The organism is Cellvibrio sp. PSBB023, from assembly GCF_002007605.1.
Taxonomy (GTDB): Bacteria; Pseudomonadota; Gammaproteobacteria; order Pseudomonadales; family Cellvibrionaceae; genus Cellvibrio.
The window spans coordinates 4315035-4339791 of sequence record NZ_CP019799.1 but is presented as its reverse complement, the minus strand read 5'-3'; the positions used below and the strand labels follow the sequence as shown (position 1 = coordinate 4339791).

The 24757-nt window shown below is 50.2% G+C and carries 23 protein-coding genes and 1 tRNA gene; 8 read left to right on the top strand and 16 right to left on the bottom strand.

The window, feature by feature from the left end:
* Positions 1-33 precede the first annotated feature (33 nt).
* From B0D95_RS18795 to B0D95_RS18775, 5 genes are all read right to left on the bottom strand, one after another.
* Positions 34-3084: a hypothetical protein gene (locus B0D95_RS18795; protein ID WP_078045299.1), complete on the bottom strand. Its 3051-nt coding sequence runs from the start codon at positions 3082-3084 to the stop codon at positions 34-36.
* Between the two features lie 88 nt (positions 3085-3172).
* On the bottom strand, positions 3173-4240 hold the full coding sequence (locus B0D95_RS18790; protein ID WP_078045298.1) for a polysaccharide deacetylase family protein: 1068 nt from the start codon (positions 4238-4240) through the stop codon (positions 3173-3175).
* A 14-nt stretch (positions 4241-4254) separates the two neighbouring features.
* Positions 4255-4527: a PilZ domain-containing protein gene (locus B0D95_RS18785; RefSeq protein WP_078045297.1), complete on the bottom strand. Its 273-nt coding sequence runs from the start codon at positions 4525-4527 to the stop codon at positions 4255-4257.
* Between the two features lie 99 nt (positions 4528-4626).
* Entirely contained in the window at positions 4627-6885 is a 2259-nt protein-coding gene (gene parC, locus B0D95_RS18780) for a DNA topoisomerase IV subunit A (protein ID WP_078045296.1), read from the bottom strand.
* 64 nt (positions 6886-6949) lie between these two features.
* Positions 6950-7453, bottom strand: coding sequence for an LEA type 2 family protein (locus B0D95_RS18775; protein WP_078045295.1), 504 nt, complete (start codon positions 7451-7453; stop codon positions 6950-6952).
* Between the two features lie 245 nt (positions 7454-7698).
* Here B0D95_RS18775 and B0D95_RS18770 point away from each other — a divergent pair, with 245 nt between their 5' ends.
* Positions 7699-8070, top strand: coding sequence for a hypothetical protein (locus B0D95_RS18770; protein ID WP_078045294.1), 372 nt, complete (start codon positions 7699-7701; stop codon positions 8068-8070).
* Positions 8071-8095: 25 nt separating this feature from the next.
* Here B0D95_RS18770 and B0D95_RS18765 read toward each other — a convergent pair whose 3' ends face one another.
* The 3 genes from B0D95_RS18765 to B0D95_RS18755 are packed head-to-tail and all read right to left on the bottom strand — an operon-like array spanning position 8096 to position 9923.
* Positions 8096-8491: a DUF2750 domain-containing protein gene (locus B0D95_RS18765; RefSeq protein ID WP_078045293.1), complete on the bottom strand. Its 396-nt coding sequence runs from the start codon at positions 8489-8491 to the stop codon at positions 8096-8098.
* 19 nt (positions 8492-8510) lie between these two features.
* Positions 8511-9266: a M48 family metallopeptidase gene (locus tag B0D95_RS18760; protein ID WP_078045292.1), complete on the bottom strand. Its 756-nt coding sequence runs from the start codon at positions 9264-9266 to the stop codon at positions 8511-8513.
* Positions 9267-9275: 9 nt separating this feature from the next.
* On the bottom strand, positions 9276-9923 hold the full coding sequence (locus tag B0D95_RS18755) for an MBL fold metallo-hydrolase (protein ID WP_078045291.1): 648 nt from the start codon (positions 9921-9923) through the stop codon (positions 9276-9278).
* A 181-nt stretch (positions 9924-10104) separates the two neighbouring features.
* Here B0D95_RS18755 and asd point away from each other — a divergent pair, with 181 nt between their 5' ends.
* Positions 10105-10959 carry an archaetidylserine decarboxylase gene (gene asd / locus B0D95_RS18750; protein WP_078045290.1) on the top strand — a complete coding sequence of 285 codons (855 nt, stop codon included), beginning with the start codon at positions 10105-10107 and terminating at the stop codon, positions 10957-10959.
* Between the two features lie 100 nt (positions 10960-11059).
* Here asd and yegD read toward each other — a convergent pair whose 3' ends face one another.
* The 4 genes from yegD to aroA all read right to left on the bottom strand — a co-directional run bounded on the left by yegD (position 11060) and on the right by aroA (position 15743).
* On the bottom strand, positions 11060-12430 hold the full coding sequence (yegD, locus tag B0D95_RS18745; RefSeq protein WP_078045289.1) for a molecular chaperone: 1371 nt from the start codon (positions 12428-12430) through the stop codon (positions 11060-11062).
* Complete coding sequence (locus tag B0D95_RS18740; protein WP_078045288.1) at positions 12430-13920, bottom strand: carboxypeptidase M32; 1491 nt, start codon at positions 13918-13920, stop codon at positions 12430-12432. The genes yegD and B0D95_RS18740 overlap by 1 nt, the downstream gene beginning before the upstream one ends.
* A gap of 108 nt (positions 13921-14028) precedes the next feature.
* Positions 14029-14445: a thioesterase family protein gene (locus B0D95_RS18735; protein WP_078045287.1), complete on the bottom strand. Its 417-nt coding sequence runs from the start codon at positions 14443-14445 to the stop codon at positions 14029-14031.
* A gap of 11 nt (positions 14446-14456) precedes the next feature.
* Positions 14457-15743 (bottom strand): 3-phosphoshikimate 1-carboxyvinyltransferase, encoded by a 1287-nt coding sequence (gene aroA / locus B0D95_RS18730; protein WP_078045286.1) that lies wholly within the window; start codon positions 15741-15743, stop codon positions 14457-14459.
* Positions 15744-15903: 160 nt separating this feature from the next.
* Here aroA and B0D95_RS18725 point away from each other — a divergent pair.
* A tRNA-Met gene (locus B0D95_RS18725) sits at positions 15904-15980 on the top strand.
* 179 nt (positions 15981-16159) lie between these two features.
* Here B0D95_RS18725 and B0D95_RS18720 read toward each other — a convergent pair.
* The 4 genes from B0D95_RS18720 to B0D95_RS18705 all read right to left on the bottom strand — a co-directional run bounded on the left by B0D95_RS18720 (position 16160) and on the right by B0D95_RS18705 (position 19555).
* Positions 16160-16675: a site-specific integrase gene (locus B0D95_RS18720; RefSeq protein WP_246841799.1), complete on the bottom strand. Its 516-nt coding sequence runs from the start codon at positions 16673-16675 to the stop codon at positions 16160-16162.
* A 29-nt stretch (positions 16676-16704) separates the two neighbouring features.
* Positions 16705-17103 carry a hypothetical protein gene (locus tag B0D95_RS18715; protein WP_078045284.1) on the bottom strand — a complete coding sequence of 133 codons (399 nt, stop codon included), beginning with the start codon at positions 17101-17103 and terminating at the stop codon, positions 16705-16707.
* Between the two features lie 152 nt (positions 17104-17255).
* Positions 17256-19151, bottom strand: a complete 1896-nt coding sequence (gene mobH, locus B0D95_RS18710; protein WP_078045283.1) for a MobH family relaxase — start codon at positions 19149-19151, stop codon at positions 17256-17258.
* Positions 19148-19555: a hypothetical protein gene (locus tag B0D95_RS18705; protein WP_078045282.1), complete on the bottom strand. Its 408-nt coding sequence runs from the start codon at positions 19553-19555 to the stop codon at positions 19148-19150. The genes mobH and B0D95_RS18705 overlap by 4 nt, the downstream gene beginning before the upstream one ends.
* A gap of 276 nt (positions 19556-19831) precedes the next feature.
* On the opposite strand from B0D95_RS18705, the gene traD reads away from it, so the two are divergent.
* From traD to B0D95_RS18680, 5 genes are read left to right on the top strand one after another with little or no spacing between them, the layout of a single operon-like run.
* Complete coding sequence (gene traD / locus B0D95_RS18700) at positions 19832-21952, top strand: type IV conjugative transfer system coupling protein TraD (protein ID WP_078045281.1); 2121 nt, start codon at positions 19832-19834, stop codon at positions 21950-21952.
* Positions 21949-22653, top strand: coding sequence for a DUF4400 domain-containing protein (locus tag B0D95_RS18695; protein ID WP_078045280.1), 705 nt, complete (start codon positions 21949-21951; stop codon positions 22651-22653). Before traD ends, B0D95_RS18695 begins: the two co-directional genes overlap by 4 nt.
* Before the next feature lie 22 nt (positions 22654-22675).
* Positions 22676-23377 carry a hypothetical protein gene (locus B0D95_RS18690; RefSeq protein ID WP_078045279.1) on the top strand — a complete coding sequence of 234 codons (702 nt, stop codon included), beginning with the start codon at positions 22676-22678 and terminating at the stop codon, positions 23375-23377.
* Entirely contained in the window at positions 23377-24147 is a 771-nt protein-coding gene (locus B0D95_RS18685; RefSeq protein ID WP_078045278.1) for a hypothetical protein, read from the top strand. Before B0D95_RS18690 ends, B0D95_RS18685 begins: the two co-directional genes overlap by 1 nt.
* Complete coding sequence (locus B0D95_RS18680) at positions 24144-24740, top strand: transglycosylase SLT domain-containing protein (RefSeq protein WP_078045277.1); 597 nt, start codon at positions 24144-24146, stop codon at positions 24738-24740. Before B0D95_RS18685 ends, B0D95_RS18680 begins: the two co-directional genes overlap by 4 nt.
* Positions 24741-24757 lie beyond the last annotated feature (17 nt).

Genomic DNA, 24757 nt, shown 5'->3' with positions numbered 1-24757 from the left:
TCTTGCCTGAATTGCCAGCCTGAGTTAGCGGATTTAATTGCCCGCCGGCAAGTCTATTGCAAAGGGCACAAATAATTCTTCGCTCTCGCTGGTGTATTCAATTTCAAAACGCGCTGGCACTTCGCTAATTTCCAGATTTAGCTGTGGCTCGCCAAAGATTGCAGAATATTGCGCCGGCTGGCTGACCAGCTTACCTGCTTCATTAAACGCCTTAAGCCCCACAATTTCCTCATAATTCCCCTGCACACTAAACACCAGTCGCCCGGCTTTCCACTCAATTAGTTCCACGCGGGATTTAGGCCCACCCCAAATCGGCCCCAGCGCAAACGGCAGGCTGGCAGTTTGCAAGTGGCGGGGCTGATAAAAGCGCAACTCGCCCTGTAACTTGCTAATCTTTTCCACCTGCACATCGGCCGCCCTGAATGAAAAATCGGCGCGCAGCCAAGGTGTTTTTTCATCCGGTTGATAAACCCCATTAAAGGTCATTCCACCCTGCCGTTCAAAATACAGCGGCACCGTTTTGTTCACCGGAAATAGTTTGCCCTCGGCATCTACCAGGTGTTGTATAAACAATTGTGCAACACCTATGTGGCCGTAAAGTGGCAGTGCCAAATCGGTGTAGGCTGCGCCTTCAATTGATAAACCAAAACTGTTGCTGCGCACATCATTAATCGCCAATTCCGCAGGTGCAGCGGTCACACGCGCCTTGGGGGGATAAAACGGAAATTCATTAATCACCGGCGCTTTGGCCAGCAACAACTGCTCAAAGGCTTTGTCGTCAAACCGCGGCGGAACTTCGCGCTCGCTGAAAAACGCTTTGGCCGGTGGCGCCAAGCGGGTCAATGCAAATTCATAACGCTGTTGTTCAAACCCACTGGCAACCATAATTTCTGCGGCTGCCACTGAACCTTTGATCTCCACACTGGCGGCTTTACCCGATCCAAAAAACATTCCCCTGCGCATAGCGCCACTGGTCGCCAGTACCTGGGTATTGGCATTCAAGGCATTCACCTGCAAAAGGCGATCAGTATCGCCGCTGTACTCAAAATCCAAACTGCTTGCCGCCGCTGATTTAAAGCGAACACGCAACCCATGCAGATCAACTGTTTTGCCAGCGAGCGGTGCCTGAATCACTTTTTTCTCTACCGCTGTGGGCAAACGGTAATCGATATAACCCTTTATCTGCGCAATCTGGGAAAAATTCACACCCGCTGGTAGCGAGAAAGTTTTTTCGCCGCTCAACACCTGGCCAGATACCAATTTGCCATCCTCAAATCGGCTACTCGAATAGGTGTGTGCAATGGCTTCAGCCGCACGTACATCGGCCTCGCCACAGGAACGCCGGGGTAAAAGTGAATTGCCTTGGGCATCGGTAACATCAGTAATAACAAGCTCTGCAGGCACAGCTTCATCACCCAGATTGGGCAGGCCATAGGCTTTTACGCCCAGCTTCATTTCTACCTTGCCGTCTTTGAGTGCGAGCGATTCCACGCCCACACCAAAAGGGCCGGCAACGGTTTTATAAACAGCATCCATGAATTCGTCTTGCGCAGAAAAAGTGCGCAGCTGTGCAATAGTGGCGGCGGTGAATACCGGCGGGCTGTCATTCAGCACTTCTTGCTGCACCAGATTGGCAGTGCCTTGATCTGAGGAAAAGCGAAAGAGCGAGGCAAACCAATTCGCCAGCTCATCTTTAATCTGGCGATCAAAACGCAGTGAGGCCTGCAGTTGATTACTGGAATAGTTGAGGCTCAAACGATTGTAAGTTGCAATTACATCCGGAAAATCCTGGGCTATTTCCTTGCGGGTTTCATCCAACCATTTTTTTGCCAACTCATGGCTATCGCGAATAAATTTGGTGTCATCGCTATTGATACTCACGCTAAGTTTTATACCTTGTGTAGCCAAGTCAGGTGCGGCATCCACATAGACTTCACTCACAGGCTTCATGGCTAGCGCTGCTTTTGCCAGGGCATATTGCAGCATGCCTTGATTATCACCCTGCCAACGGGCGGGTGAAAAAATAGCGAGTGAAAATAATTTCCCCGCCAGGGATTCTTGCCAGTCGTTGGTATTTAAATCGGCAGGCGCATTGCCTTTTATGCGCCCGACAATACGCATGACGGCAGCCGGCGAACCAAGAATCACCTGACCCTGCTGAAGATTTGCAAGCAGCGGCTCACCTTTTTCACAATTGTCGGGGTTGATGCGGGAAAACCAAAGGCCATGCTCATCTTCCTTATCAATACCGTAACGTGAATCAATCCAGCCTTTTATTTTCCCAGGGGCTAGAGTGCCGCGGATTAATAGCGCTGCTTCCACCTCATTGCCGGCATAAGCCAGTGCATAGATTTGCGCTACCTGCTGCGGCACATTCACGCCGGCGCGCTCAAGGCTTGACCAAAAATCAGCATCCACACCGGGCAAGTTTTCCTGCAGCGCTGCACTGCTGGCAGCGCTGGAATCCAATCGCCGCAGAAGTTCCAAATCCATACGCGCGATAGCCAGCAAATTCGAATCGGCCAGTGCATTGAGCAAGGTTTTTTCTTCATCGCTCACCGACGATAGCAGCCAGCGATTCAGATAGCCCTGTTGCCAGAGCAGCCCGACACTTGCGACCAGAAGCACCAGCAACAACGCCAAGCTTATTAAAACATTTTTCCAGAGTTTATTATTTTGTGGTGCCTCGCGGGTTTCATCCTCCACAGGCACTTCGGCCTGCACCACCGCGCCTGCTATTTCAGTTGCAAGCGATGCTGTCTCTTGCTTTGCTTCATTGTTTGGTTCGCGAGGAGCAACCAACACTTGTTGTGTTTCCGTTTCTTTTTGTGTTTCTTTTTGTGTTTCTTTTTCTGTTGCTATTTCTGCCTCGATAACTAATTGCGCACCGGCTTTGGCAAACGCGCTTTGCCATTTGGCCGCAAGGTCTGGTGTATCGACACGTTTAACCACCCGCGCACTACCGCTAAACAATATCTGCTCTATGCGTTCGGGAGATTGTTTTAATAACTGGGATAAATTGGCAATGGTCTGTGCGCGCTCTGCGCCCGCCACCAAATCGCCACGAAAAATTAATTTATACACATCAATTCCTTAATTGAACCATCACGTTTATTGTTGTTATTTGAATGGCTATGATTTCAATGGGGTTATTTCCAGCTTATTTAAAAACCTAATCGCGGTAGGTCCAATTGCCTTGTTTATCCGTTGCCAGCCATTGTTGGGTGTACCAATAAAAGCGACCTTTTTCTCCTGCATAGGCAGTGCAGTTGTAACGGGTACGACCAGTACCTAAAGGTTTATTTGGTTGCACCCACAATTTATTGTCGATAACAGCCGTGGTAATAGCGCCCTGCCCAGTGGCAAAACAATTGATTTTTTTCAACAGGCTATCATCGCTGAGTGTTAACACCAGCCAGGGTTTTTCGCTCTCACGCACAATCAGGTTTTCCTGTTTCTGTTTGTTGTCGCCATAAAATTCAACCTCAGTAAGTGGCATAGGTTTGGTGTTGACCTTGAGAATAAAATCGTCCAACGCCGTGAAGCTGCCACCAAATGGAAACCGTGGCACAGACTGCAAATCACCTTTGCCATAAAGCGCACCGGACTGTTGCCCAAATGCGATGTAACCTAATTTTTTAGCAATGCGCTGCACATCCACATCGTACTCGCCAAAGGGATACGCGAGGATCATGGGCGCAGTTCCAATTTCCTGTTTGATTTTTTGTTGGGCGTTATTAATATCTTGTGTGATACGGTCGCGCCACTGCGCGGCAGATTCACTCCCCTCGCGCCGGGGCAAGTGGGTGTGACTGCTGCTGTGGTTGGCAATGGTTGCACCCGCTTTTGCCATTTCACGCAACTGATCCCAATTTACAAATATTTTTCCGGTACCAACCGCGTCAGTGTTCACAAAAAAGGTAAATGGCCAGCCGCGTTTTTTTAACCGGGGAAATGCGGATTCGTATACCGACGCATAGGAATCATCAAAACTGATGGCCACGGTTTTATCCGGCAGCGGCTCGCCTTTGCGCAATTTTTCAGTGAGTTCCAGTAATGGCACCACCGTAAAATTATTCTTGGCCAGGTAATCCATCTGCGCTTCAAACGCCGCGGGACTGATGCTGGTGGACTTGGGCGTGGTATCGCTGACATGGTGATATAAAATCACCACTGCCGCCGAAGCTGGCAGTGCCAGGTACGCAATCATCGCCACCATCACACGCATCAAATAGTTCATCGCCCTACCCCAGCTTAATCTGCTTGAACAAAACGCAAGCCCACACCGGAGGGCTCTACACGCACCACTTCCATTTCCAATACAGGTGCATCTTCCATCAAACCTTGTACCTGCCCTTTCAAGCGTGTACCTACCGGTGGAATATGTTCGGGCTCCAGCACTACAAAAACACCGCCATCGGAAACATCGCGCGTTTTAACCTGCAACTCGCCGATGGAGTCATGGGCGATGTTAATGCGGCAACTAAAATTGGTGCGCACATGACGACGCTGTTCTTTATCACTCATAGCTACTCCTGATCCATTATTGATTGTCGGCCACAGGGCCTGTGCAGCAAAAAATAGCTGGCAAAAATAAAGGCGGATAACCGCCTTTATTACATTACTTTATTTATCACTCACTTCTGCTTTATCCACCTTTTGGAAACCGCGCGGCAGTTTATTACCGCGGCGACCACGCTCGCCTTTGTAATGCTCAAGGTCTGCAGCTTTTAAGGTAATAAAGCGCTTGCCCGAATGCAGGGTTAACAATTGGCCGGGGTGAATAACGGCCAACGCCACGACAAACTCTTCGCGTGTTTGTACCTTGGCTGCCGGTATATTCATAATTTTGTTGCCCTTGCCTTTTGCCAGTTCAGGCAATTCAGTCACCGGGAATACCAGCAGGCGGCCATCGTTACTCACAGCAGCCAACTGCACCTGCTCGGGTGAATTAATTAATTGCGGCGGTAATACTTGCGCACCTTCCGGCAGGGTCAGCAGTGCTTTACCGGCTTTGTTTTTACTGGTGAGGTCTTCCAACTTGGCAACAAAACCGTAACCGGCATCGGATGCAATCAGCACGCGTTGCGTATCAGCACCCATCAATGCGCCCTCAAAGGTTGCACCGCTGGGCGGACTGATGCGGCCACTCAAAGGCTCGCCCTGCCCCCGTGCGGAGGGCAAGTTGTGCGCTGGGACTGAATAGCTGCGCCCGGTTGAGTCGATCAAAATAACCTGCTGATTACTCTTGCCTTGCACTGCAAATTTGAAACTGTCGCCCGCTTTGTAACTCAAGCCGGTTGGGTCTATATCGTGACCTTTGGCGGCGCGAATCCAGCCTTTGTCAGAAATCACCACCGTCACCGGGTCAACACTGAGCAATTCCGTTTCGCTCAGCGCTTGTGCTTCGGCGCGCGCCACAATGGGTGAGCGACGATCATCACCAAAGGCGTCGGCGATTTGAATTAATTCTTTGCGCACCAGATTTTTTAATTTCACCGCTGAATCAAGAATTTTGAGCAAACCATCACGTTCTTTTTCCAGCGCAGTTTTCTCTTCCAGAATTTTCATTTCTTCCAAACGCGCTAACTGGCGCAATTTGGTTTCCAGAATATATTCGGCTTGCATTTCAATCAGGTTGAAACGCTTCATGAGCACGGGCTTGGGATTATCTTCCTCGCGGATAATGCGAATCACTTCATCCACATTGAGGAACACCACCATCAAGGCCGCCAAGCGCAGCAAGCGCTCTTCCACTTTTTCCAGGCGATGCTGCAAACGACGGCGCGTAGTAACCGTTCTGAAACTGAGCCACTCGCTCAAAATTTTAACCAGCGATTTCACCGCCGGGCGACCATCGATACCGATCATGTTCATGTTGACGCGATAGGTACGCTCAAGCTCGGTGGTAGCAAACAAATGTTGCATCACCTGTTCCAAATCAACGCGATTGGAGCGCGGGATAATTACCAGGCGAGTGGGATTTTCATGGTCAGATTCATCGCGCAAATCGGCAACCATCGGCAATTTTTTCGCCTGCATTTGCGCAGCAATTTGCTCGAGGATTTTTGCACCGCTCACCTGATGCGGCAGTGCGGTGATAATAATATCGCCGGATTCTTCATCCTTTTGCCAGACCGCACGCATGCGCACACTGCCGCGCCCGGTCTCGTACATTTTGATCAGTTCTTCACGCGGCGAAATAATTTCCGCCTCGGTAGGCATATCCGGGCCAAGAATGTGCTGGCATAAATCGTTGATCGTCGCCTGCGGATTATCGAGCAAATGTACACAGGCATTCACCACTTCGCGCAAATTGTGCGGCGGAATATCCGTCGCCATGCCCACTGCAATACCGGTGGTGCCGTTTAATAACACGTTGGGGACGCGCGCGGGCAGCACCATCGGCTCCTCCAGCGTGCCGTCAAAGTTGGGCTGCCAATCCACCGTGCCCTGCCCCAATTCTTCCAGCAATACTTCGCTGTATTTGGTGAGACGCGATTCGGTGTAACGCATCGCCGCAAACGATTTGGGATCATCGGGTGAACCCCAGTTTCCCTGACCATCAACCAGTGTGTAGCGATAGGAAAATGGCTGTGCCATTAACACCATTGCCTCGTAGGAAGCTGAGTCGCCGTGCGGATGGAATTTACCAATCACATCACCCACGGTGCGCGCCGATTTTTTATATTTGGCGCTGGCTTTTAAGCCCAGCTCACTCATCGCATACACAATGCGACGCTGTACCGGCTTCAAACCATCGCCAATATGCGGCAGGGCGCGGTCGAGAATGACATACATGGAATAATCGAGATAGGCTTTCTCGGTGTAATCTTTAAGCGCGATGCGTTCATCGGCTTCGGGCAGTACGATGTCGTCAGTCATTGAATATCCTGAAAATACAAAACTCAGTGTAAATAGCGTTGCGAAAAATCAGCCTGGCTGAGTGTTATCGTTTTTTGGCAACCAGTGGGATTGAACCTTTTTCATTCACGCGCAGTGCTGGTAACCACGCGCTAAAATCCAGTTTGGCGGAAAAATTATAATCAACATTTTCTTTCATGCCATTGCGGCCAAAATGCTCAATCAAACGCACCAATTGCAAGACATTGGCGGTAACAACCACTTTTACCGGTGTCTCCTGATAAGCCGCCAAAGTGGGCAACTGATCGCTAACGCCGCTCAGCACATCAAAACTCTCAATGCCAATGGCGTAGGACATACCGCGCAATGTCAGGTCACGATCATTCGGGTTGGTGACCAACAGGCTCACCTCAATCGGCTGCAACAAGCCCTGGGCGGGCAACAATTGCAACCCGGCGACTTTAACCGTTGGCTGCTCCAGCTTGGGCTTGATTGCCGCACAACCTGCAAACAATAAACACAGGCTAACCACAAAAACCTGCATCCATGATTTTGCCTGCAAGGCGATGGGATTGGGTGATGAAATCATGTCAAGCTCCGATTAAACAATAAATAGAAACCACAAAAATGTGAAAGGGCGCACTCGGCTATTAACTACGCTGTGGTCTAATCCACGCGCTTTTAACAGTCTATTCGTCTTTTGTTTTGTAACACTGAGTCGCTAGACTGGGCATTTTATTCTATCCCCCGTCAGGACACTGGAACGCAGGTCGCACTGCGCCCGACCACGAAGGTCAGCCTATTCGTCAACTAACGTATAACTGACTTTATCCTATGCAGCAGCCACCACACAAACGATTGCTTGATCCGGACGAACTCTTCGCCAGCCGCGAAATTCGTTTTCAGGATCGACGCGAGTCGCAGTATCCGCTGCTGATGCGGCTCTGTTCCGATTTTAATTTTTCCGTGCTGCAATTACAGCGCAAACTGTTTAGTCACCTGAGCCGGAAACACGTTCCGGGCGCGCTGGAGTTTGTGTTGGCAACCCGCGATGACACCAGCCAGCTCTGGCACAGTGTCAGCCCCGGTGTGGCCACGTTAAAAGCATTGGATGAGTATGCCAAAGACTACGAGGTGGATTTGTTACACCTGCAATTATTCGGCGAGGATATCGATGTAACACAGGTCAATGATGGCTATTATTAGCGGCTGGCGCCTTTGTGCTCAGACCTTAATCGCTCATTTCCTGTTCAAATTCTTCCAGTAAATCCAGCGGTTCAATCTCTTCACCTTCCAGCGCATCGTTCCAATTAATGCCTACCAGCAACACATCTTCGTGCATACCGGGCAACCAGTCCTCCAGAAATTCTTCCAGATCAACGGCCACCGGTTGGTAGTCTTTCCAATCATCTTGGCAATGCGCGCGCGCAAAACTTTCTTGCGACCAGAAGGGCATTACATCGATATCGTCGTGGTCTTCAGAGCCGCTCAGCGCCCAGCCATCCGGGCCTTGCAGCCCCCAGACACAGCCCAGCTCCATAGCTTCCACAATAAAACGATCCAGGTTTTCAGCGGGATCATCACTCAGGGGTTCGATAGCACTTTCAATAGAGGGAATGTCATTCATCACTAAATACCTTTGGTGTTTATAAACTGAGCCGCGCACCGTTCGCTTTTAACCAGGCGCGATCGGTCGCAAAAGAGGAACACACACTGGCGACCAAAGCCCAAAAATCGCGGCTGTGGTTTTGATGGCGCAGATGACAGACTTCGTGTGCGACAAGATAATCGACTATGTGTTCAGGTGCCAGCAGTATATTCCAGTTGTATTGGATCGCCCCGCGATTGGTGCAGTGGCCCCACTTGGAGCGCGTCGCCTTCACCGTCACTGCGGTACATACCAGCCCCATGCGCGTGCTTAACTGCAGGGTTTTATCGGTTAGCACTCGCAGCGCCTGCTGTTGGTACCAGCGCATCAACAACTGGCGAATTTGCTGCTCATCGGGCAGGCGCGAGCGCGTGGATAGAATCACATGCAACTGTTGATCAACCCGGCGAATGGCGGCCAAAGCACCGCGCCCAATCACCAGCGTCAAACGCTCATTCAAAAAAGGTAGCTCCGCCCCCGCTCCATACACTGGCTCAACCAGCGGTTCAAGTTGCTCCAATCGTTGGGTTTGCTCGACGATTTTTTGCCGAACCCACTGCGCTTTTTGCCGCAAAAAGTCCAGCAACAAGACCTCAGCCACACCCACAGGAGCGCGGATAACCACCTGCGCCTGACGAATTTCAATACTGATGCTGCGCCGCTTGGCCGAGCGCACAATGCTGAAATCAAACCCGGGGTTCCAGTGTGGATCAACGCCCGGTTTGGTTTTTTTTAGATCAGTCACTAACGACATACCGCCGTATTAACCGTAATGTTTATCAGCGACAAAAGGATTCGTCCGTCGCTCATTGCCAAAGGTGGACATAGGGCCGTGGCCTGGAATAAAACGCACGTCGTCGCCCAGGGGTAATACGCGTGTGCGAATCGCATTGATCAGGTCGGCGTGGTTACCGCGCGGAAAATCTGTGCGCCCGATAGAGCCCTTGAACAACACATCACCCACCAATGCCAATTGCGCCGCGCGGTTATAAAAAATCACATGGCCGGGCGTGTGCCCCGGGCAATGCAGCACATCCAGCTCGGCATTTCCCACCTTGAGCTTATCGCCATGGTTCAATAATTGATCCGGGACAAAACCGGCAACGGGCTTGAAGCCCATCATCTGCGCTTGTTGCGGCAGCAGGTCAATCCAGAATACATCATCAGCATGGGGGCCAATGACGGGTAATGAGGCCTGCGCGACCAGCTCTGCGGTGCCGCCGATATGATCCATATGGCCGTGGGTGAGTAAGATCTGGCGTAGCGTCACCCCTTTTTCAGCCACAACCGCCAAAATGCGCGCTATATCGCCACCGGGGTCAACCACTGCCGCCTCACGGGTTTCATCACACCAGAGCAAGGTGCAGTTTTGTTGGTAATGGGTGACGGGGATAATCTGGAATTGCAGCACAGGGCACCTCGTTAACGCAGAGGCTGCCACCTTACCACAGCTTCGCCCGGAAGATGATGCCGGGGCAGTCGCCGCTCACGGCCGAGTTTGTTAAACTGCGCCGGCACTTATTATGTCACTTTGTAAATCGCCCATCCCGTCAGAAAAGGTCTATCGACCCGCGCAGGAACAATAACAACACATGAATCCAAAACTGTTTATCGGCTTTCAATATCTGGTTCCCCAACATGCGCTGTCGCGCGCCGCTGGCTGGTTGGCCAATAGTGAAACGCCCTTTATCAAAAATACGTTTATCAAATGGTTTGTAAAACGCTACCAGGTGGATATGAGTCTCGCCGCGCAAGAGAATCCATTGGAATACAAACACTTCAATGATTTCTTCACCCGCGCCCTGAAGCCCGATGCACGCCCCATAGATACCCGCGAAACCAGCATCGTCTGCCCCGCTGACGGCGCCATCAGCCAATTGGGCAAGATCGTAAACGGCCGTGTTTTCCAGGCCAAAGGCCAGGACTACAGCACCGCAGAATTGCTCGGTGGCGATGAACAACTCGCCGCTGAATTTAATGAAGGCGAATTTGCGACGGTGTATTTATCGCCACGGGATTATCACCGCGTCCACATGCCTTACGGCGGCAAATTGCGCAGCATGGTCAGCGTTCCCGGCGACCTGTTTTCCGTCAATACCGTCACCGCCGAAAACGTACCGCGCCTGTTTTCGCGCAACGAGCGCTTGGTCGCAATTTTTGATACCGACATTGGCCCTATGGCCGTGGTATTGGTTGGCGCCATGATTGTGGCTGGCATAGAAACCGTATGGGACGGCGCTGTCGCCCCCTTTGCCAGCCGCGAAATCGCCACCTCGCACTACCCTTACCAAAATATCCAATTGGAAAAAGGCGCAGAAATGGGCCGCTTCAAGCTCGGCTCCACCGCCATCATTTTGTTCGCCAAGGGCAAAATGCAATGGGATGATAAATACCAAGCCGGAACGCCCACCAAAATGGGCGAAGTGATGGGAACGAAAAGCGTTTAATTGATAGGCTTATAACAAGATCCAACAGCTACGAGCGACACACAGCTGCGTAGTTGTTGGCAATCAGTTGATTCTTACATCTCAATCTGTTTTTACCCGACTATTGGTGAAAAACCCGCTCCGCCCACACACCCAACCCCGCCGCCACACTGCCAAAGTGATCGCCATCGACAATAGCGATCTCCTCGCCGAATAAATCGCGTACCACCTGGCGAATCAGTGGCGATTTGGCGCTGCCGCCAGTGATATACACCAGATCCGGGTGAGTGCCCGCTTGCTGTGTTGCCTCGCGGATTAATGCCGCAATTTTTTGCAAAAGTTGCGCACTGGCATTAGCGTAATCGGTGGCACTGCATTCGGGGGCCAAATTGGATTCAATAAAATCCAGAGGAAACCGGTGTTGTGCCTGGGTAGACAATGCAATCTTGCCCAGTTCCGCCTCGCGCACAACAGCAAAGTTATGTTTGCCCTCACGCATATTAATAAAACGCGTAAGCAATTCTGGCTCCAGGGTTTCCCGCGCTAATCGCTCTAGCAGGGTGCCGGTTTTGGTATCGTAAAATTCCGTTTGTGCGCCTATATCATTAATCGACATGGCATTCACAAACGGCATCAGCGGCATGGGCAGCCCGGTTTTCAAGGGCGATAACATACCGACATGAGGCATGAGTATTTTTTGCGCAAGCTGGATATCAAAATCGTTACCGCCGACACGTTCGCCTGTGTGGCCTAAAAAATCCTGCGCACGATCCAATTGCTGGCTATGTTGCGGCCCCATCAATACCATGGAGCAGTCAGTCGTGCCGCCGCCTACATCCACAACCAGGACAGTTTTGTTTTCTGTCAGGCGAGTTTCAAAATCAAACCCGGCAGCAAGCGGCTCAAATAAAAATTCAATATGGGTAAAACCAATGCGTTTACCCGCCGCCGCCAGAATCGATTGCGCCTGCTGGTTACTCTCTTGTGCGTTAATACCCTGGAAGTTCACCGGGCGACCAATCACTACCTGCGTGATGGTTTTTTGTAAATATTGCTCTGCGCGGTTTTTCACGTTGAGCATCATGGCAGCGACAACATCTTCAAAAAAATCGACCGATTGCTGACGCAAACCGCTCGCACCTAAAAAGGACTTGGGCGATTTAATAAAATAGCCGTCACTGGGCGCGACAATATAATGTTCAATAGCCTCCGTACCAAAAAATATTCCCTCGCGCACGGATTCAAGATCATGCTCCAACTTTCCGGCACGCGCCTGACTTAAGAGTGCAGCGCGACTTTGGGCATAGGCACGCTTATCATCGCCATCCGTTAATTGCGTCGCCACCAACTCAGCGATAAACGCACGCTCCAGCGCATAGAGTGTGGAAGGTACAAATGCATTATTGTCATAGAGTGGGATTAATTGCGCCCGACCTTCATGGATAAAGGACATGGCGCAATTGGACGTACCGTAATCAAAACCAACAAACATTATTCACCCATTAAATAGCGGCGCTCAAGGTGCGCTTTAAAGTAGCAGGCATTCAAGGGCTCACCCGTTGCTGTTACCATCAGTTCATCGGTTGCTAATAAGCTGGCCTTACTCCAAATAGTAGTATTCAGCCAATCAAATAGTTCACCAAAATCACCCGCCGCAATTTTGCCACGCAATTGCGGAACAACACGCTCCACTGCCGCAAACTCTTGTGCAGCATACATAGCACCCAAGGTGTACGACGGGAAATAACCAAACGCACCACCGGCCCAGTGAATATCCTGCATGCAGCCATGGCGATAATTTCCCTCTGTGGACAAGCCTAAATAGGCCTGCATTTTTTCATTCCACAGTGCAGGAATATCATCCACCCTTATCTCGCCTTCAATCAACGCGCGCTCTATTTCATAACGCAATATGACATGGGCAGGATAGGTAAGCTCATCGGCATCCACACGGATAAAATCGCGTTTTACACGGGTATTAAGCGCATAAATATTCTGCTCACTAAAGGCCGCATCTTGCGTGCGCCCCAAAAAATCTTTCACCATGGGCGCCAGCAACTGCGCAAACTCCGCTGAGCGCGCCAATTGCATTTCAAAAAATAAACTTTGCGATTCATGTACGCCCATGGAGCGCGCCTCGCCCACAGGCAAACCGGCCCAGGCTTTTGGTAGATTTTGCTCATAACGCGCATGTCCGGTTTCATGGATCACACCAAACAGCGCTTTCATAAAATCGTTTTCGTCATAGCGTGTGGTAATACGCACATCTGTTGGCACGCCGCCACAAAATGGATGGGCACTCACATCCAAACGGCCGTGATTAAAATCAAAACCCAACTGTTTCATCACTGCCAGCCCTAATGCTTTTTGCTGTGCGATAGGAAACGGCCCTTGTGGATGAATGATATTTCTACTTTCCTGGCGCGCCTCGGCACGCACAATAAAATCCGGCAGCCATGTTTTCACTTCGCCGAATAATGCATCCAGAGTTGCACTGCTCATGCCCGGCTCATAAATATCCAACATGGCATCGTAGCGGCTTAAACCAGCAGCATCCGCACGAATAGCTGCCTCCTCGCGCGCCAAATCCACGACCTTGGCTAAATTGGTTTTAAACCCGGCCCAATCATTGTTGGTACGTTGTTCACGCCAAGCGTGTTCACACTCGGAATTGGCAAGCGATTGTGCCATCACCAGTTGTTCCGGTAACAAGGTCGCCTGCTGCCAGCGGTGTTTTATAGCGGCGAGGCTCGCTTTTTCAGTGGGAGATAGAGGTTCATTTTCAGCCACATCAATCCAGTCACTTAATTGCGGTGCCGTAGTGAGCTGATGAATTAATACCGAGAGCTCAGCCAATGCAGCTCCGCGCGCGTCGTTGCCACCGGCAGGCATCATTGCGGCCTGATCCCATTGGGTAATAGCTGACAGGTGCTGAAAGTGGGAAATTTTTACAAAGTGCTGTTGCAGTGCTTGGTACGACATAGGCATCACCTCAGAAAAATACAGCCAATTCTTGATAAACAAAAAACCGTACAGCAACGCTGAGATTCTACTGCGCCGCTATACGGTTTCGAGTGCACGGGATGGGAACTAGAGCGTATCAGTATTGCTGCCAAACAACCGCTCAATAACCTCCGGCACAAAGGGCCGACCACGTTCATTGAGCGAGGTGCCAGTGATTTTGGCCGCAAGCATCAGTTTGTTGTCGCTCTTGCGATAAATATTCTGCAAAAAATCAAACCGCACACGCGATGACGACTCAACATTTACCGTGACATAAAACTCGTCGCCACTGGCCAGAGGCAGTTTGTAATCCAGTTCGGCACGCACAACCACTAGATGAATTTTCTGGCGCGTCAGCTCGGCAAAATCCACGCCTTTGGCGAGCAAATATTCGTGGCGCGCATGCTCCAGATAATTTTGATAGACGCTGTTGTTCACTATGCCCTGCATATCGCATTCATAGTCACGCACCTTAAAGTCGAGCGAAAATAATTCCTTATCCATAACCGCCGCCCTTACTTCACTACCGATGCAAATACATCGAAATAGGTGGGGAAAGTTTTGGCGGTACATTTAGGATCGTTGATACGCACCGGCACACCACCAAAAGTGGCGAGCGAAAAGCACATCGCCATGCGGTGATCGTCGTAGGTATCGATTGCCGCATGGGCAATTAAATTTTTTACCGGTGTAATGCGCAGCCAATCTTCCCCCTCCTCCACAATCGCACCCAACTTGCGCAACTCGGCCGCCATCGCGGCGATACGATCGGTTTCTTTCACGCGCCAACTGGCGATATTGGTCAAGCGCGAGGGGCCATCGCAAAACAGCGCCACAACCGCGAGAGTCATAGCGGCATCGGGAATATGGTTGAAATCGCGATCAAAGGCCTTAAGCGGCAGCGACGGCGCTGAAGCTTCAATCCAGTTTTCACCTTTGGTAATAGTCACACCGATTGCAGCAAGCGCATCGGCAAAGGCCACATCTCCCTGAATACTATTGGCACCGACGCCTTGCACGCGCAGCGGGCCACCGCCCAATGCACCTGCCGCGAGGAAGTAAGAAGCGGAGGATGCATCACCCTCTACATAAACAGTGCCAGGGCTGACATAACCCGTCGCCGCCGGCACGGTAAAACGCTCCCAACCATCGCGCTGAACGTTTACGCCAAACTGTGCCATCAACTTGAGCGTGATCTCAATGTAGGGCTTGGAGATCAGCTCACTCACTAATTCGATTTGGGTTTCTTTGCCGGTCATGGGCAAGGCCATCAGCAAAGCGGTCAGGAATTGGCTGGACACATCACCGCGGATTTTGATGCTGCCATGTGCAGCGATCTGCGCAGGTTTGATCAGCAACGGCGGAAAACCTTCCTGCCCGAGATAAGTGATATCTGCACCTATCTGACGCAGCGCATCGACCAAATCGCCAATCGGGCGCTCATGCATACGCGCCACACCGTGCAATTTATAGGTGCCACCGCTCAGCGCCAACGCCGCCGTCAGCGGGCGAAACGCCGTACCGGCATTGCCGAGGAACAAGTCAGCCTCTTTATTAAGAAAACTGCCGCCCGTGCCAACTACGCGATAATCATTCTCGCCAGTTTTGGTCACGCTCACACCCAGCGCCGCCAAGGCCTCCAGCATGCGGTCGGTATCATCAGACTTCAGCAAGTCGCGAATATCCGTCTCACCCTGCGCCAAGGCCGCCAGCAACAGCGTGCGGTTGGAGATACTCTTGGAACCAGGCAAATGCACAAGGCCATGGGCGCGGGTAACGGGAGCGAGATCGAAAAATTCCATCGTGAACCTATTTATCGGTGGGTTTGCGGTATAAGTTGGGCAAGCAATAAAACAAAGCGCGCATGATACCCCCATCCGCCGCCGCTGGCATTACCACAAAGGTGATTTTTGGGGTTGACAGCACGCCCATCAGTCGCCAAAATGCGCGCCTCTCAATTATGGCTAGATAGCTCAGCCGGTTAGAGCACAGCACTCATAATGCTGGGGTCGGCGGTTCAAGTCCGCCTCTAGCTACCATACATCAGAGCACCTGCCCCACTGGCTTAGTGGGGTGGGTATTTCAAACATGCGGTTCAGTAAATGAACCTCTCGTGGGTACAGATCTGCCTCTGTACAGCGGTGAGCAATGCTCAGTTCTTCGCGTATTTTCGCGAAGAACCTTCCTATAATTACTGTCAATTTTTCAAAAGTCAAACTCACGAATAGCTTTTTGAAAAAGGCACTCTCACATTTTCCATCAAAGTTTCCATCCTCGCTTTACTTGTTACAGTATAACTCCGCGTTGTTTGTATGCTGGTATGGCCTAAAAGAGCCTGTACAGCAAAAATATCCGGGGCTTCCTGCCCAGGTGGGTTACACAGCTCGGTAGCAAGCGTGTGACGAAAGCGGTGAGCACCGATAGAAATTTCCAACTTATTGCTCAGCCGCTTAAAAAAACCAGTAATAGCTTCCGCTTTCATTCCTCCTGCCCGAGTCATTCTGTAACGCGGGTAAAATCTCCCCACAGAGAAAAGCAAGTCATTCGCCTTCAGCTTTCGCCCCAGGGCCGCTTCAGAGCGCAGAACCAAATCGTGCAACCGGGCATTGACCGTCTCATGCATCGGAATGACCCAGCTTCGGTGTGTTTTCGAGCCGTCATAGCTGAGCGTGATTTGGGACGACACAAAATCAATATCTTTGAGCCTTAATGAAACGAGCTGTCTTCTCCGCATGCCTGTGTAATAAAGCGTGTAAATGACGGTTAGCCAAAACCACTGGGGCGATACTCGTCTGCATTTTGTGCGATGTGGCGGCATGCTGTGTCGATGACATCCATATTCATGACTTTGCGCGGTATCTCACCTACAGGAGCCAGACGAATAGTTTTGAAAAGGTTTTCTTTGTGCTGGGTGTAGCCCATGGATATGGCGTAGTCCATCAATAATCGCATATACCGAATGTATCCGTTGTAAGTGACTGGCTTCGCCACCTCCAAGGTCTTCTTTTTGAACCTTGTAATACTTGTTAGATTTACATCCTCCAGAGTAACCACGCCGCTTCGCTCACAAAAAACTTTAACTTTTTCGAGCAGCGTCCTGTGTGTGTAGTCATTAAAAATATTGATATCTGCAAATTCTTTTGCAACGTCTAAAAGATACATTGAAGTCTCCATGCTTCTAAAGCCCTCGTGAGGTTTAATCACGACCGTGGCTAGTTTTTAGGCGGCGCGAAATATACTTGGAAATAGCCAGATGAGTATTGGCGCGCCTTGTTGATGTGATTTGATTCTCATAACATTTTTTTATATAGCGATTAATTATTCATTGTCGCCCCCAAGTTCTTTTTGATGTACTTGTTGGGCTTAGGTACCGGATAGTCATTTTCATAAATGACGTTGAATGGCAGTAACCAGCCATTAATCTTAGAGGCGCGGTTAGATGAGCTAACCCAATAGGGGTGAATGTTCATGTCACCATTGCGGATATGCTTTCGCAGGTTCCCAAAGCGTTTTGACAGGTTCTTGTGTTTATCTTCTGGGAGGTTGTGTAGTCGCAGAAATGTTTTAAAGATCGCGGGGGCGATCATCAGGACGCCATCCTCCACAATGTGGATTTCAGCGGTGGGATTGTTGATGAGGATCGTTTTTTCAAGCAGGCCTCTCTGAAGCCATGCCAAAAATTTTGCCCCAGTATCCGGGGCTTCGTACTCCAGATTCCTAACTAGGCCAACGTTACTAGCCACTGCACCAATTTCACTAGGTTCGCTGGCATTCTCCTGTGATTGCCCCGCAGTATTCCTGCCAGCTTCCTGCATACCCTCCGCACCATCCTGTTGTGATCCACTGGCCTCTGCCGACGGTTCCAGTGTGTCACTGTATATTTCAGGTTCCTCAGAGGCGGCTATCGCCGCCATAATTTCATCATCCGATGGCATATCAGCAATGTTTGCCTCAGTCTCCGCTGTGTCAGCGGCATGTGTACTTCCATCCTGTGTTTTTTCAGTTTCCTGAATTGCAGCAGTGTCCTGCGTGACCGCAGCAGAATCCTGTTCGTATGTTTTTACACTTTCCTCAGCAGGTTCCTGTGTAACCTGCGCCGTTTCTTGTATTTCATTGCCCCAGATACTTATCACACCCTCCAGTGCCCTCAGTGGCCTGGATGGGAGCGTCAGCTTCCTGCCTTCAAACTTGAGGCAGGTGAACTTGTGTTCATAACTTGCAGTTTTTACCCGAATTGGCCAAATGGCTCTGCCATCCTCCATCGACAGCGCATAGCCATGCTCCTGGAGTATGTCGTATACCCTGACAGGATCTTGTGGGAGGCTTTTAAGCCCCTGTGAATTGCATTCCTGAATGAGTTTTTCAGCGAGTGAGCGACACACCAAGTACAGGTGCCCATATTCATCAACCCATCCCATCCCACCGTTGGTGTTAATTTTGATGGCACCGTCCTGAATCCACTGACGAATGATTTTGAGGTAACGGTCTATAACCGGAATTTGGTTGCTGAATCGTTTGTCGATTGGAAGCTGCAGGTTTTTCGCGGTGGATTCCCGATCGGCAGATTCAATAATTTCACCGATGGTTCCTGATTCAAATTTATCTCCCCACAGCCAGGCCGTTAATTCAGCCATGATGTTGCTGGCTTCAATCAACCAGGTGCGAGCGTATTGCGGTACCAAACTCCAATGAGTGAGCGCCAAGTGCGCATGGTATTGGTAAGGAGTTTTACGAAACTCAACGCGATAGCCCTTAATATTTTTTAGTTGCGTTATAGGGCCACTATGGGGTGTCCAGGATTTTTCTGTCCCGTCTTTTGCGACCGGCACTAGTCGGGTATTGGCTGACAGCTTGCCTATGTCGTGAAGTAGGCAACCGACAAATACGGCATATGTCCACAGGTGCCGTTGATTGGCTATTTCCGTCAGTGATCCAGCAATGGGAAGCTGATAACCACGGCGCTTTTTTAGCGCCAGGGTAATAACGTCGAGTGTGTGAGTTAGTAGTCCCCCTGGCCCCGCGTGGTGATGCGACTCGCTCGCGGGCGCGAGTTGGACAAGCTCTGCAAAATCCAGAATCGGTTGCCTGACGAGCAAATCGAAAATGGCGGTATCGAGTCCTGTGAGTGTGCGCAACTCGGAGAGGGAATAATCGAGTTTGCATTGCGCAAAAAGCTGCTCCGGGGTCAATGCAGGCAACAATTGGGTCATTGCAAATGCTCGCGTGCCCAGCGCTTAATGATATCGGTGGCGGGAAATGGGCTATTGCTCTGTGTGATCGAGACGTCACCACTCAATGCAGAGGCTGGCGTGGTCAGTGGATCGAGGTAATGGCGACCCGCGCTATCGTCGCGATAAAACCGGTATGTCCAACAGTTAAAACCCGATAGGCGAATTGCTGCCAGTTGAGTGATAGGTGTCTCTGCATCGTGAGATAGCGCATCGCTTAGCTGGTGGAGCATGTTGATGACTTCAACGCGGAAGCTACTGTCATCATCTGGAATCTGCCGAAACTTTTCTTCCAGGCCTTTTAAAGGGGTCGCCCATTCGTTTTTGTGTAACTGCGAGAGAAGATTTGCCAGGGATTTATCAAAGTTTATATCTATTTCGGTCATTGCTTTTTCAGCCTTTTAGTCTGTTGCTCTTTAACCATTCATGGCCTTTATCCCTTCACTCTCTTAACCCTTTGTGATCCCTTAGCCCTAGCGTTTTAGCGCGCGCGCCGCCGGACGATTTATCGGGAGGTGGCGCGCGCTTTTTCTGGGATAAGCCCATTAGCCGCGGTGTGCGCTTTGTAGTGCTTTTCACTTTTTCGCGCAGCAAACAAATTGCACACGGCTAGTTCAATTTGATAACTGACGGGAAATTCTGGATGGCTATCATCCCCCCGCATGAACAGAAAGCATCCCGTTGAAAATCTGCTGCGCCCCGCCTATGAGACTATGTCTGCTGCCGCATACGGTCTGGCTGGTACCTTGACGCTGTTGTCACCCGCTGTATTGATGGGAGCACTCAGCACGCCATCTCTGACCTACGGGATTGCGGCGGGTATGTTTGCTCGCTGTGCTCAACGCTTTCTGCAAGCAAGAAAACTGCTCAAATATCAATATGAAATGCATGTCCTGCCGACCTATGAAATCGACAGCAACGACATTCCCGTCTCGAAAGAAAATTTATTCTTAGGTTTAGGATTTGAATGGACGGCGAGGCATACGCAGCGCCGTGTGGACTTTGATCGCCAGGAGTTCGACTGGCATAAATACCGCCATCAAACCCGCAAGTACAAAACCGCGCGCGCACTCGAAAAAATTCTGAAAAGATCCGCATTAACGGCATGGATAACCTGGGCGAGTTCTGCGCAGGCATGGTTCAACCCCGTAGCGCCAGTTCCTTACGTTGAGGGTATTCCTGCGATTCATGCCGTGGGCCTGTGGGAAGGTGAAGTACCGGTTTATGAACGGCAGTCGGAGCGAGTCGCGCATACGTTTGTTGTGGGAACAACTCGCGTAGGCAAAACCCGATTGGCAGAAGTATTGATTGCCCAGGATATTCACAATAACGAAGTAGTTATTGTGTTTGATCCGAAAGGCGATGCGGATTTATTAAAGCGGACTTACATCGAGGCGGTGAAAGCCGGTCGCGCACATCAGTTTTATTGTTTCCACTTGGGTTATCCGGAGTTATCCGCACGCTACAACCCTGTTGGCTCATTCAGTCGCATTACTGAACCAGCATCGCGTATCGCAGGCCAACTACCAGGTGAAGGCAATAGTGCTGCTTTCCGCGAGTTTGCCTGGCGCTATGTGAATGTGATTGCAAAGGCGCTAACAGCACTGGGCAAGCCAATCACATACGACAACATATTGCACTACGGCTCGAACATAGATCCGCTGCTGTATGAATACCTTTCGCTGGTCTTTGATCTTCCATCGTCTGAAGAGGCCTTGAATCGTGCCGGACATAAAAACTGGCGCAAGTCGGTGCAGGCGTTAGTCGAGTCCGATAGAAAAGCAGATAAAGCCCAGGCATCACGCGATCGTAAAGCGTGGGCAATGGCTGAACTCTACAAAGATGCAGGCCTGATGGATCAAGTCGCAGGCGCACTGATTAAAACCTTCGAATACGAAAAAAGTTTTTACGACAAGCTGGTTGCATCACTTTTTCCGCTGCTGGAAAAACTCACATCGGGACCAACTGCCGAACTGCTGTCTCCCGATTATTTTGATATGGATGACCCTCGCCCTATTTTTGATTGGGACGAAATTATCCGCACGGGTGGAATAGTTTACGTAGGACTGGATGCCCTGACGGATGCCGAAGTTGCGCAAGCCGTTGGTAATTCTATGTTTGCCGATTTAACGTCTCGCGCCGGTGCACTCTATAAGTTTGGTCAGACACACGGCCTTTCGCCTGAGTTGGCGCAGATGGCAACCCGTCGAATGATTTGCATTCATGCTGATGAATTTAATGAATTAGTTGGCAAGGAATTTGTGCCTATGGCTAACAAAGCCGGTGGTGCAGGTTTCCGTTTGACCGTCTACACGCAAACGCTTAGCGATATCAAAGCACGCTTTGGCGACGATGCAAAAGCCGGACAGGTCATTGGCAACCTCGGCAACCTCATCATGTTGCGCGTGAAAGAACAGGCCACTGCAAAGCTGTTAACCGATCTTCTGCAAGATGCGGAAGTCAATCAACTCACACTGGTATCTGGCACTTCGGATGATACCAATCCGGATTCACCAAACGATTTCGGTTCAAACACACAACAACGTATCTCAACACAAAAAGTTCCGCTGGTTGCACCGGGCGACTTAACACGCCTGCCAAAAGGTCATGCCTACGCGATGCTGGGTGGAAAGCTCTACAAACTCAGATTGCCGCTGTTTAAAGAGACCGGCGAATTACCCAAAAACCTGGACTTCCTCTGCAAACAAATGAAGGCCAAATACGAAACAAATGGCGCAAATGATGAGTGGTTTAACTTATCAGACGTGAGGGTTGCTGCATGACAACGGCGCAACGTGAACGTCCAGCTCGCCCACCACAAAAAGGTGTGTGGAGTTGGTTATTTGATACAACCATCGGCAATAGCTTTCGACTGGTGTGGTGGTCTTTGGCAGCCATAGTGGTTTCCATTTTGATTGAGTGGGCAGGAATGGTTTGGTTCTGGGGGCCAGACCACTCCAAGAAAATTCTTGAATTGGAATTAACTTATCTCGGGGCATACAACCAAAACTTTTTAACCGGGATATATCCGGCCGATTTGGGTGCACGATTTATCAGCTTTGCAGACAGCGTTGTGTCATTGCTGAAGTTGCGAGAAATATCGTCGCACCTCGCTGATGGTGTGGTTGGTGGTGCCACTCAGATTGCGATTTACGGCATTGATGCCATCGTCAACACCGTGTTTATTTTCGCGGTGAGAGCTGCTGTGTGCATTAGCGCAATCACTGGATTTGTATTAGTTGGTCTTGTCGCATTTATAGATGGTCTGGTAGAGCGCGATATACGCAAAGCCTGTGGCGGCATTGAATCGGCAATGCTCTATCACCGCGCCAAACGCATGTTAGTACCCATTATTTTTTTATCGTTCGGCGGCTATCTCACAGCACCAGTATCGATCCATCCGACCATTGTTTTTTTGCCGGTGATGGGTTTATTCGGCATGGCGTTGTTTATAACCGCAAAAACCTTCAAAAAGTTTTTATAACCCGACACAGGTTGATACATCTATGACTGCAAATGAACTACCCGATATCCCAGGATTAACAGCAGAAGACGACGGTCGTGTTGACTCTGGATTGAAACAGAAAACAAACATTAATCGGAATGGATTTTCAGGAGTAGCACTGTTTGTAACTGGCCTGATTTGCATTGTGGTGGCAACGATCGCTGGCATTTTTATCCCCATCATCACCAAAGATACGCTGATGGTTAGACTGGGTGCTGCCCCAGAGGTGACGCTGGAATTAAAAATGAACGCAGCGCTCGTTGAGCAGAAGATGGTGATTGAAGAACTAAACCAACGATTATCAAAATTAGATGAAGCACTTAGCAATTTAACTGAAAGTAGCAATGCAGCCTCGTTTGAAGTGGGCAAGGTGTCGCAGCGAGTGACGACAATCGAGCGTTTCACCTCTGAGCTGGAAAACCGCATCGCGGAGCATCGCAAAAAACAACAAGCGGAAATGGTGCAACAACAAAAGAAAGTCGCTGCCGCCAAACCAAAGCCTGCGCCAATTATTCCGCTGGTGTTGGTTTCTATCCGTGCGCAAGCGGGAACATCCCTTGTTGCATTGAGGGATGGTCTTGATCGATCAGATTTATTAATGCCAGGTGATAGCTGGCGAGGCTGGACGCTGATTGATGCTGACGTCGCTGCAAAAAAAGCACGCTTTCAGGTGGCCGGTAAAATTCAAGAGCTGACACTTTAATGATGAACCTAACATCCATCACGTCGAGTGTGCTCTTGTTTCTTGCACTAATAGGAACAGCCAACTCACAGGACTATCAAGCAAGCGATAATCGCGATGTTGTGTTTACTCCTGCCACGAACACTGACGACCTAATCGCTCGCTATTCGGAGGTACACGCAAAGCCAAATGAGTATTGGCAGCTCACTTCCGAGGAATGGGAAAGATATCAATTGCTCAAGACCAAATCACCGTGGTCTGAGTGGGCAAATGACGCCTCACCCTTGGCGATACTGGGGCATTACGCACCGTCCGTCGAGGAACGCAGGCGATATGCGCGAATTGCTGCAGAAATAGATACGTGGCGGCAATACAGAGTGACGGAGTTCCAAACGCTGTATGACAAAGAACGAAAAATTGTTCATGCGCGCTATGTGGAGTGGATGGAGCAACGCAAACCAACACTGGCGACCATCAAACCCTACGACAAATTGAGATTGTTTATTCAGTTCGGTGCGTGCGATGCACACTGCCGGTCACTCATGGGGCGAGTGTTAAAAACGCAAGCCAAGGTCGATATTTATATCTCCGGTGCCAAGTCGGACGAGGACATTTTTAGATGGGCGGAAAGTGCCGGAATTCCGGTTGAACGGGTGAGAACGAAAGAAATTACGCTCAATCACGATAACGGCGTTTTTCATTTAGTCACCAGCGGCCTCGGAATTCCCGCACCCAAATTGCCGGGATTATTTAGGCAGATCGCAGGCGGTGATCAGGTTGTTGCGATATGAAGGTATGGGTATTTATTTTGCTGATGACTGCGCAATCTGTCATGGCAGAAATTCCGCGAGCGTATCGAATCATTGCAGACCAATACGGCATTCCTGCTGATGTGTTTTTCGCCATCGCACTGCAAGAAAGTGGAAAGTCTGGCCAGGATAAATTTCTACCTTGGCCTTGGACGTTGAATATCGACAAGAAGGGTCACTATTTTGAAACCCGAGAAGAGGCCGAAATAGCATTATTAACAGCTATGGATAAAGCGGCACGTGAGGGAAAAGTTGGGCGAGTGGCCGTGGGAATTGGGCAAATCTACATGCCGTCACATGCGCACCGATTTGATTCAGTCATTGAAGCATTAGATCCAACAATCAACCTCAACTACGCGGCGCAGCTTTTGGTCGAGCATTTTGTAAATACCTGGAGAGAAGGCTCACCGGATTGGTGGCAAGCAGTAGGTCGTTATCACAGTCCAAGCAATCATGCCTTAGCAAAAGAGTATCGCGAATTGGTTTACCGAAAGTGCCAGAAAATTAGTGTCCGGTGTAACGAATACGGCAGATCCGCACTTGGGATTCATCAAGCCTTGGCGAGTAATGACTGATGCAGGGAAAACTAAAA

Excerpts from the sequence above, each read along its gene's own strand:
- B0D95_RS18770 (WP_078045294.1), top strand. The coding sequence starts at position 7,699 with ATGCAGCAGCCACCACACAAACGATTGCTTGATCCGGACGAACTCTTC.
- parC (WP_078045296.1), bottom strand. The coding sequence starts at position 6,885 with ATGACTGACGACATCGTACTGCCCGAAGCCGATGAACGCATCGCGCTT.
- B0D95_RS18790 (WP_078045298.1), bottom strand. The coding sequence starts at position 4,240 with ATGAACTATTTGATGCGTGTGATGGTGGCGATGATTGCGTACCTGGCA.
- B0D95_RS18705 (WP_078045282.1), bottom strand. The coding sequence starts at position 19,555 with ATGACCGAAATAGATATAAACTTTGATAAATCCCTGGCAAATCTTCTC.
- B0D95_RS18690 (WP_078045279.1), top strand. The coding sequence starts at position 22,676 with ATGACTGCAAATGAACTACCCGATATCCCAGGATTAACAGCAGAAGAC.
- B0D95_RS18760 (WP_078045292.1), bottom strand. The coding sequence starts at position 9,266 with ATGTCGTTAGTGACTGATCTAAAAAAAACCAAACCGGGCGTTGATCCA.
- B0D95_RS18735 (WP_078045287.1), bottom strand. The coding sequence starts at position 14,445 with ATGGATAAGGAATTATTTTCGCTCGACTTTAAGGTGCGTGACTATGAA.
- B0D95_RS18720 (WP_246841799.1), bottom strand. The coding sequence starts at position 16,675 with ATGCGGAGAAGACAGCTCGTTTCATTAAGGCTCAAAGATATTGATTTT.
- asd (WP_078045290.1), top strand. The coding sequence starts at position 10,105 with ATGAATCCAAAACTGTTTATCGGCTTTCAATATCTGGTTCCCCAACAT.
- B0D95_RS18775 (WP_078045295.1), bottom strand. The coding sequence starts at position 7,453 with ATGATTTCATCACCCAATCCCATCGCCTTGCAGGCAAAATCATGGATG.
- mobH (WP_078045283.1), bottom strand. The coding sequence starts at position 19,151 with ATGACCCAATTGTTGCCTGCATTGACCCCGGAGCAGCTTTTTGCGCAA.
- B0D95_RS18680 (WP_078045277.1), top strand. The coding sequence starts at position 24,144 with ATGAAGGTATGGGTATTTATTTTGCTGATGACTGCGCAATCTGTCATG.
- B0D95_RS18740 (WP_078045288.1), bottom strand. The coding sequence starts at position 13,920 with ATGTCGTACCAAGCACTGCAACAGCACTTTGTAAAAATTTCCCACTTT.
- yegD (WP_078045289.1), bottom strand. The coding sequence starts at position 12,430 with ATGTTTGTTGGTTTTGATTACGGTACGTCCAATTGCGCCATGTCCTTT.
- aroA (WP_078045286.1), bottom strand. The coding sequence starts at position 15,743 with ATGGAATTTTTCGATCTCGCTCCCGTTACCCGCGCCCATGGCCTTGTG.
- B0D95_RS18715 (WP_078045284.1), bottom strand. The coding sequence starts at position 17,103 with ATGTATCTTTTAGACGTTGCAAAAGAATTTGCAGATATCAATATTTTT.
- B0D95_RS18765 (WP_078045293.1), bottom strand. The coding sequence starts at position 8,491 with ATGAATGACATTCCCTCTATTGAAAGTGCTATCGAACCCCTGAGTGAT.
- B0D95_RS18685 (WP_078045278.1), top strand. The coding sequence starts at position 23,377 with ATGATGAACCTAACATCCATCACGTCGAGTGTGCTCTTGTTTCTTGCA.
- traD (WP_078045281.1), top strand. The coding sequence starts at position 19,832 with ATGAACAGAAAGCATCCCGTTGAAAATCTGCTGCGCCCCGCCTATGAG.
- B0D95_RS18695 (WP_078045280.1), top strand. The coding sequence starts at position 21,949 with ATGACAACGGCGCAACGTGAACGTCCAGCTCGCCCACCACAAAAAGGT.
- B0D95_RS18785 (WP_078045297.1), bottom strand. The coding sequence starts at position 4,527 with ATGAGTGATAAAGAACAGCGTCGTCATGTGCGCACCAATTTTAGTTGC.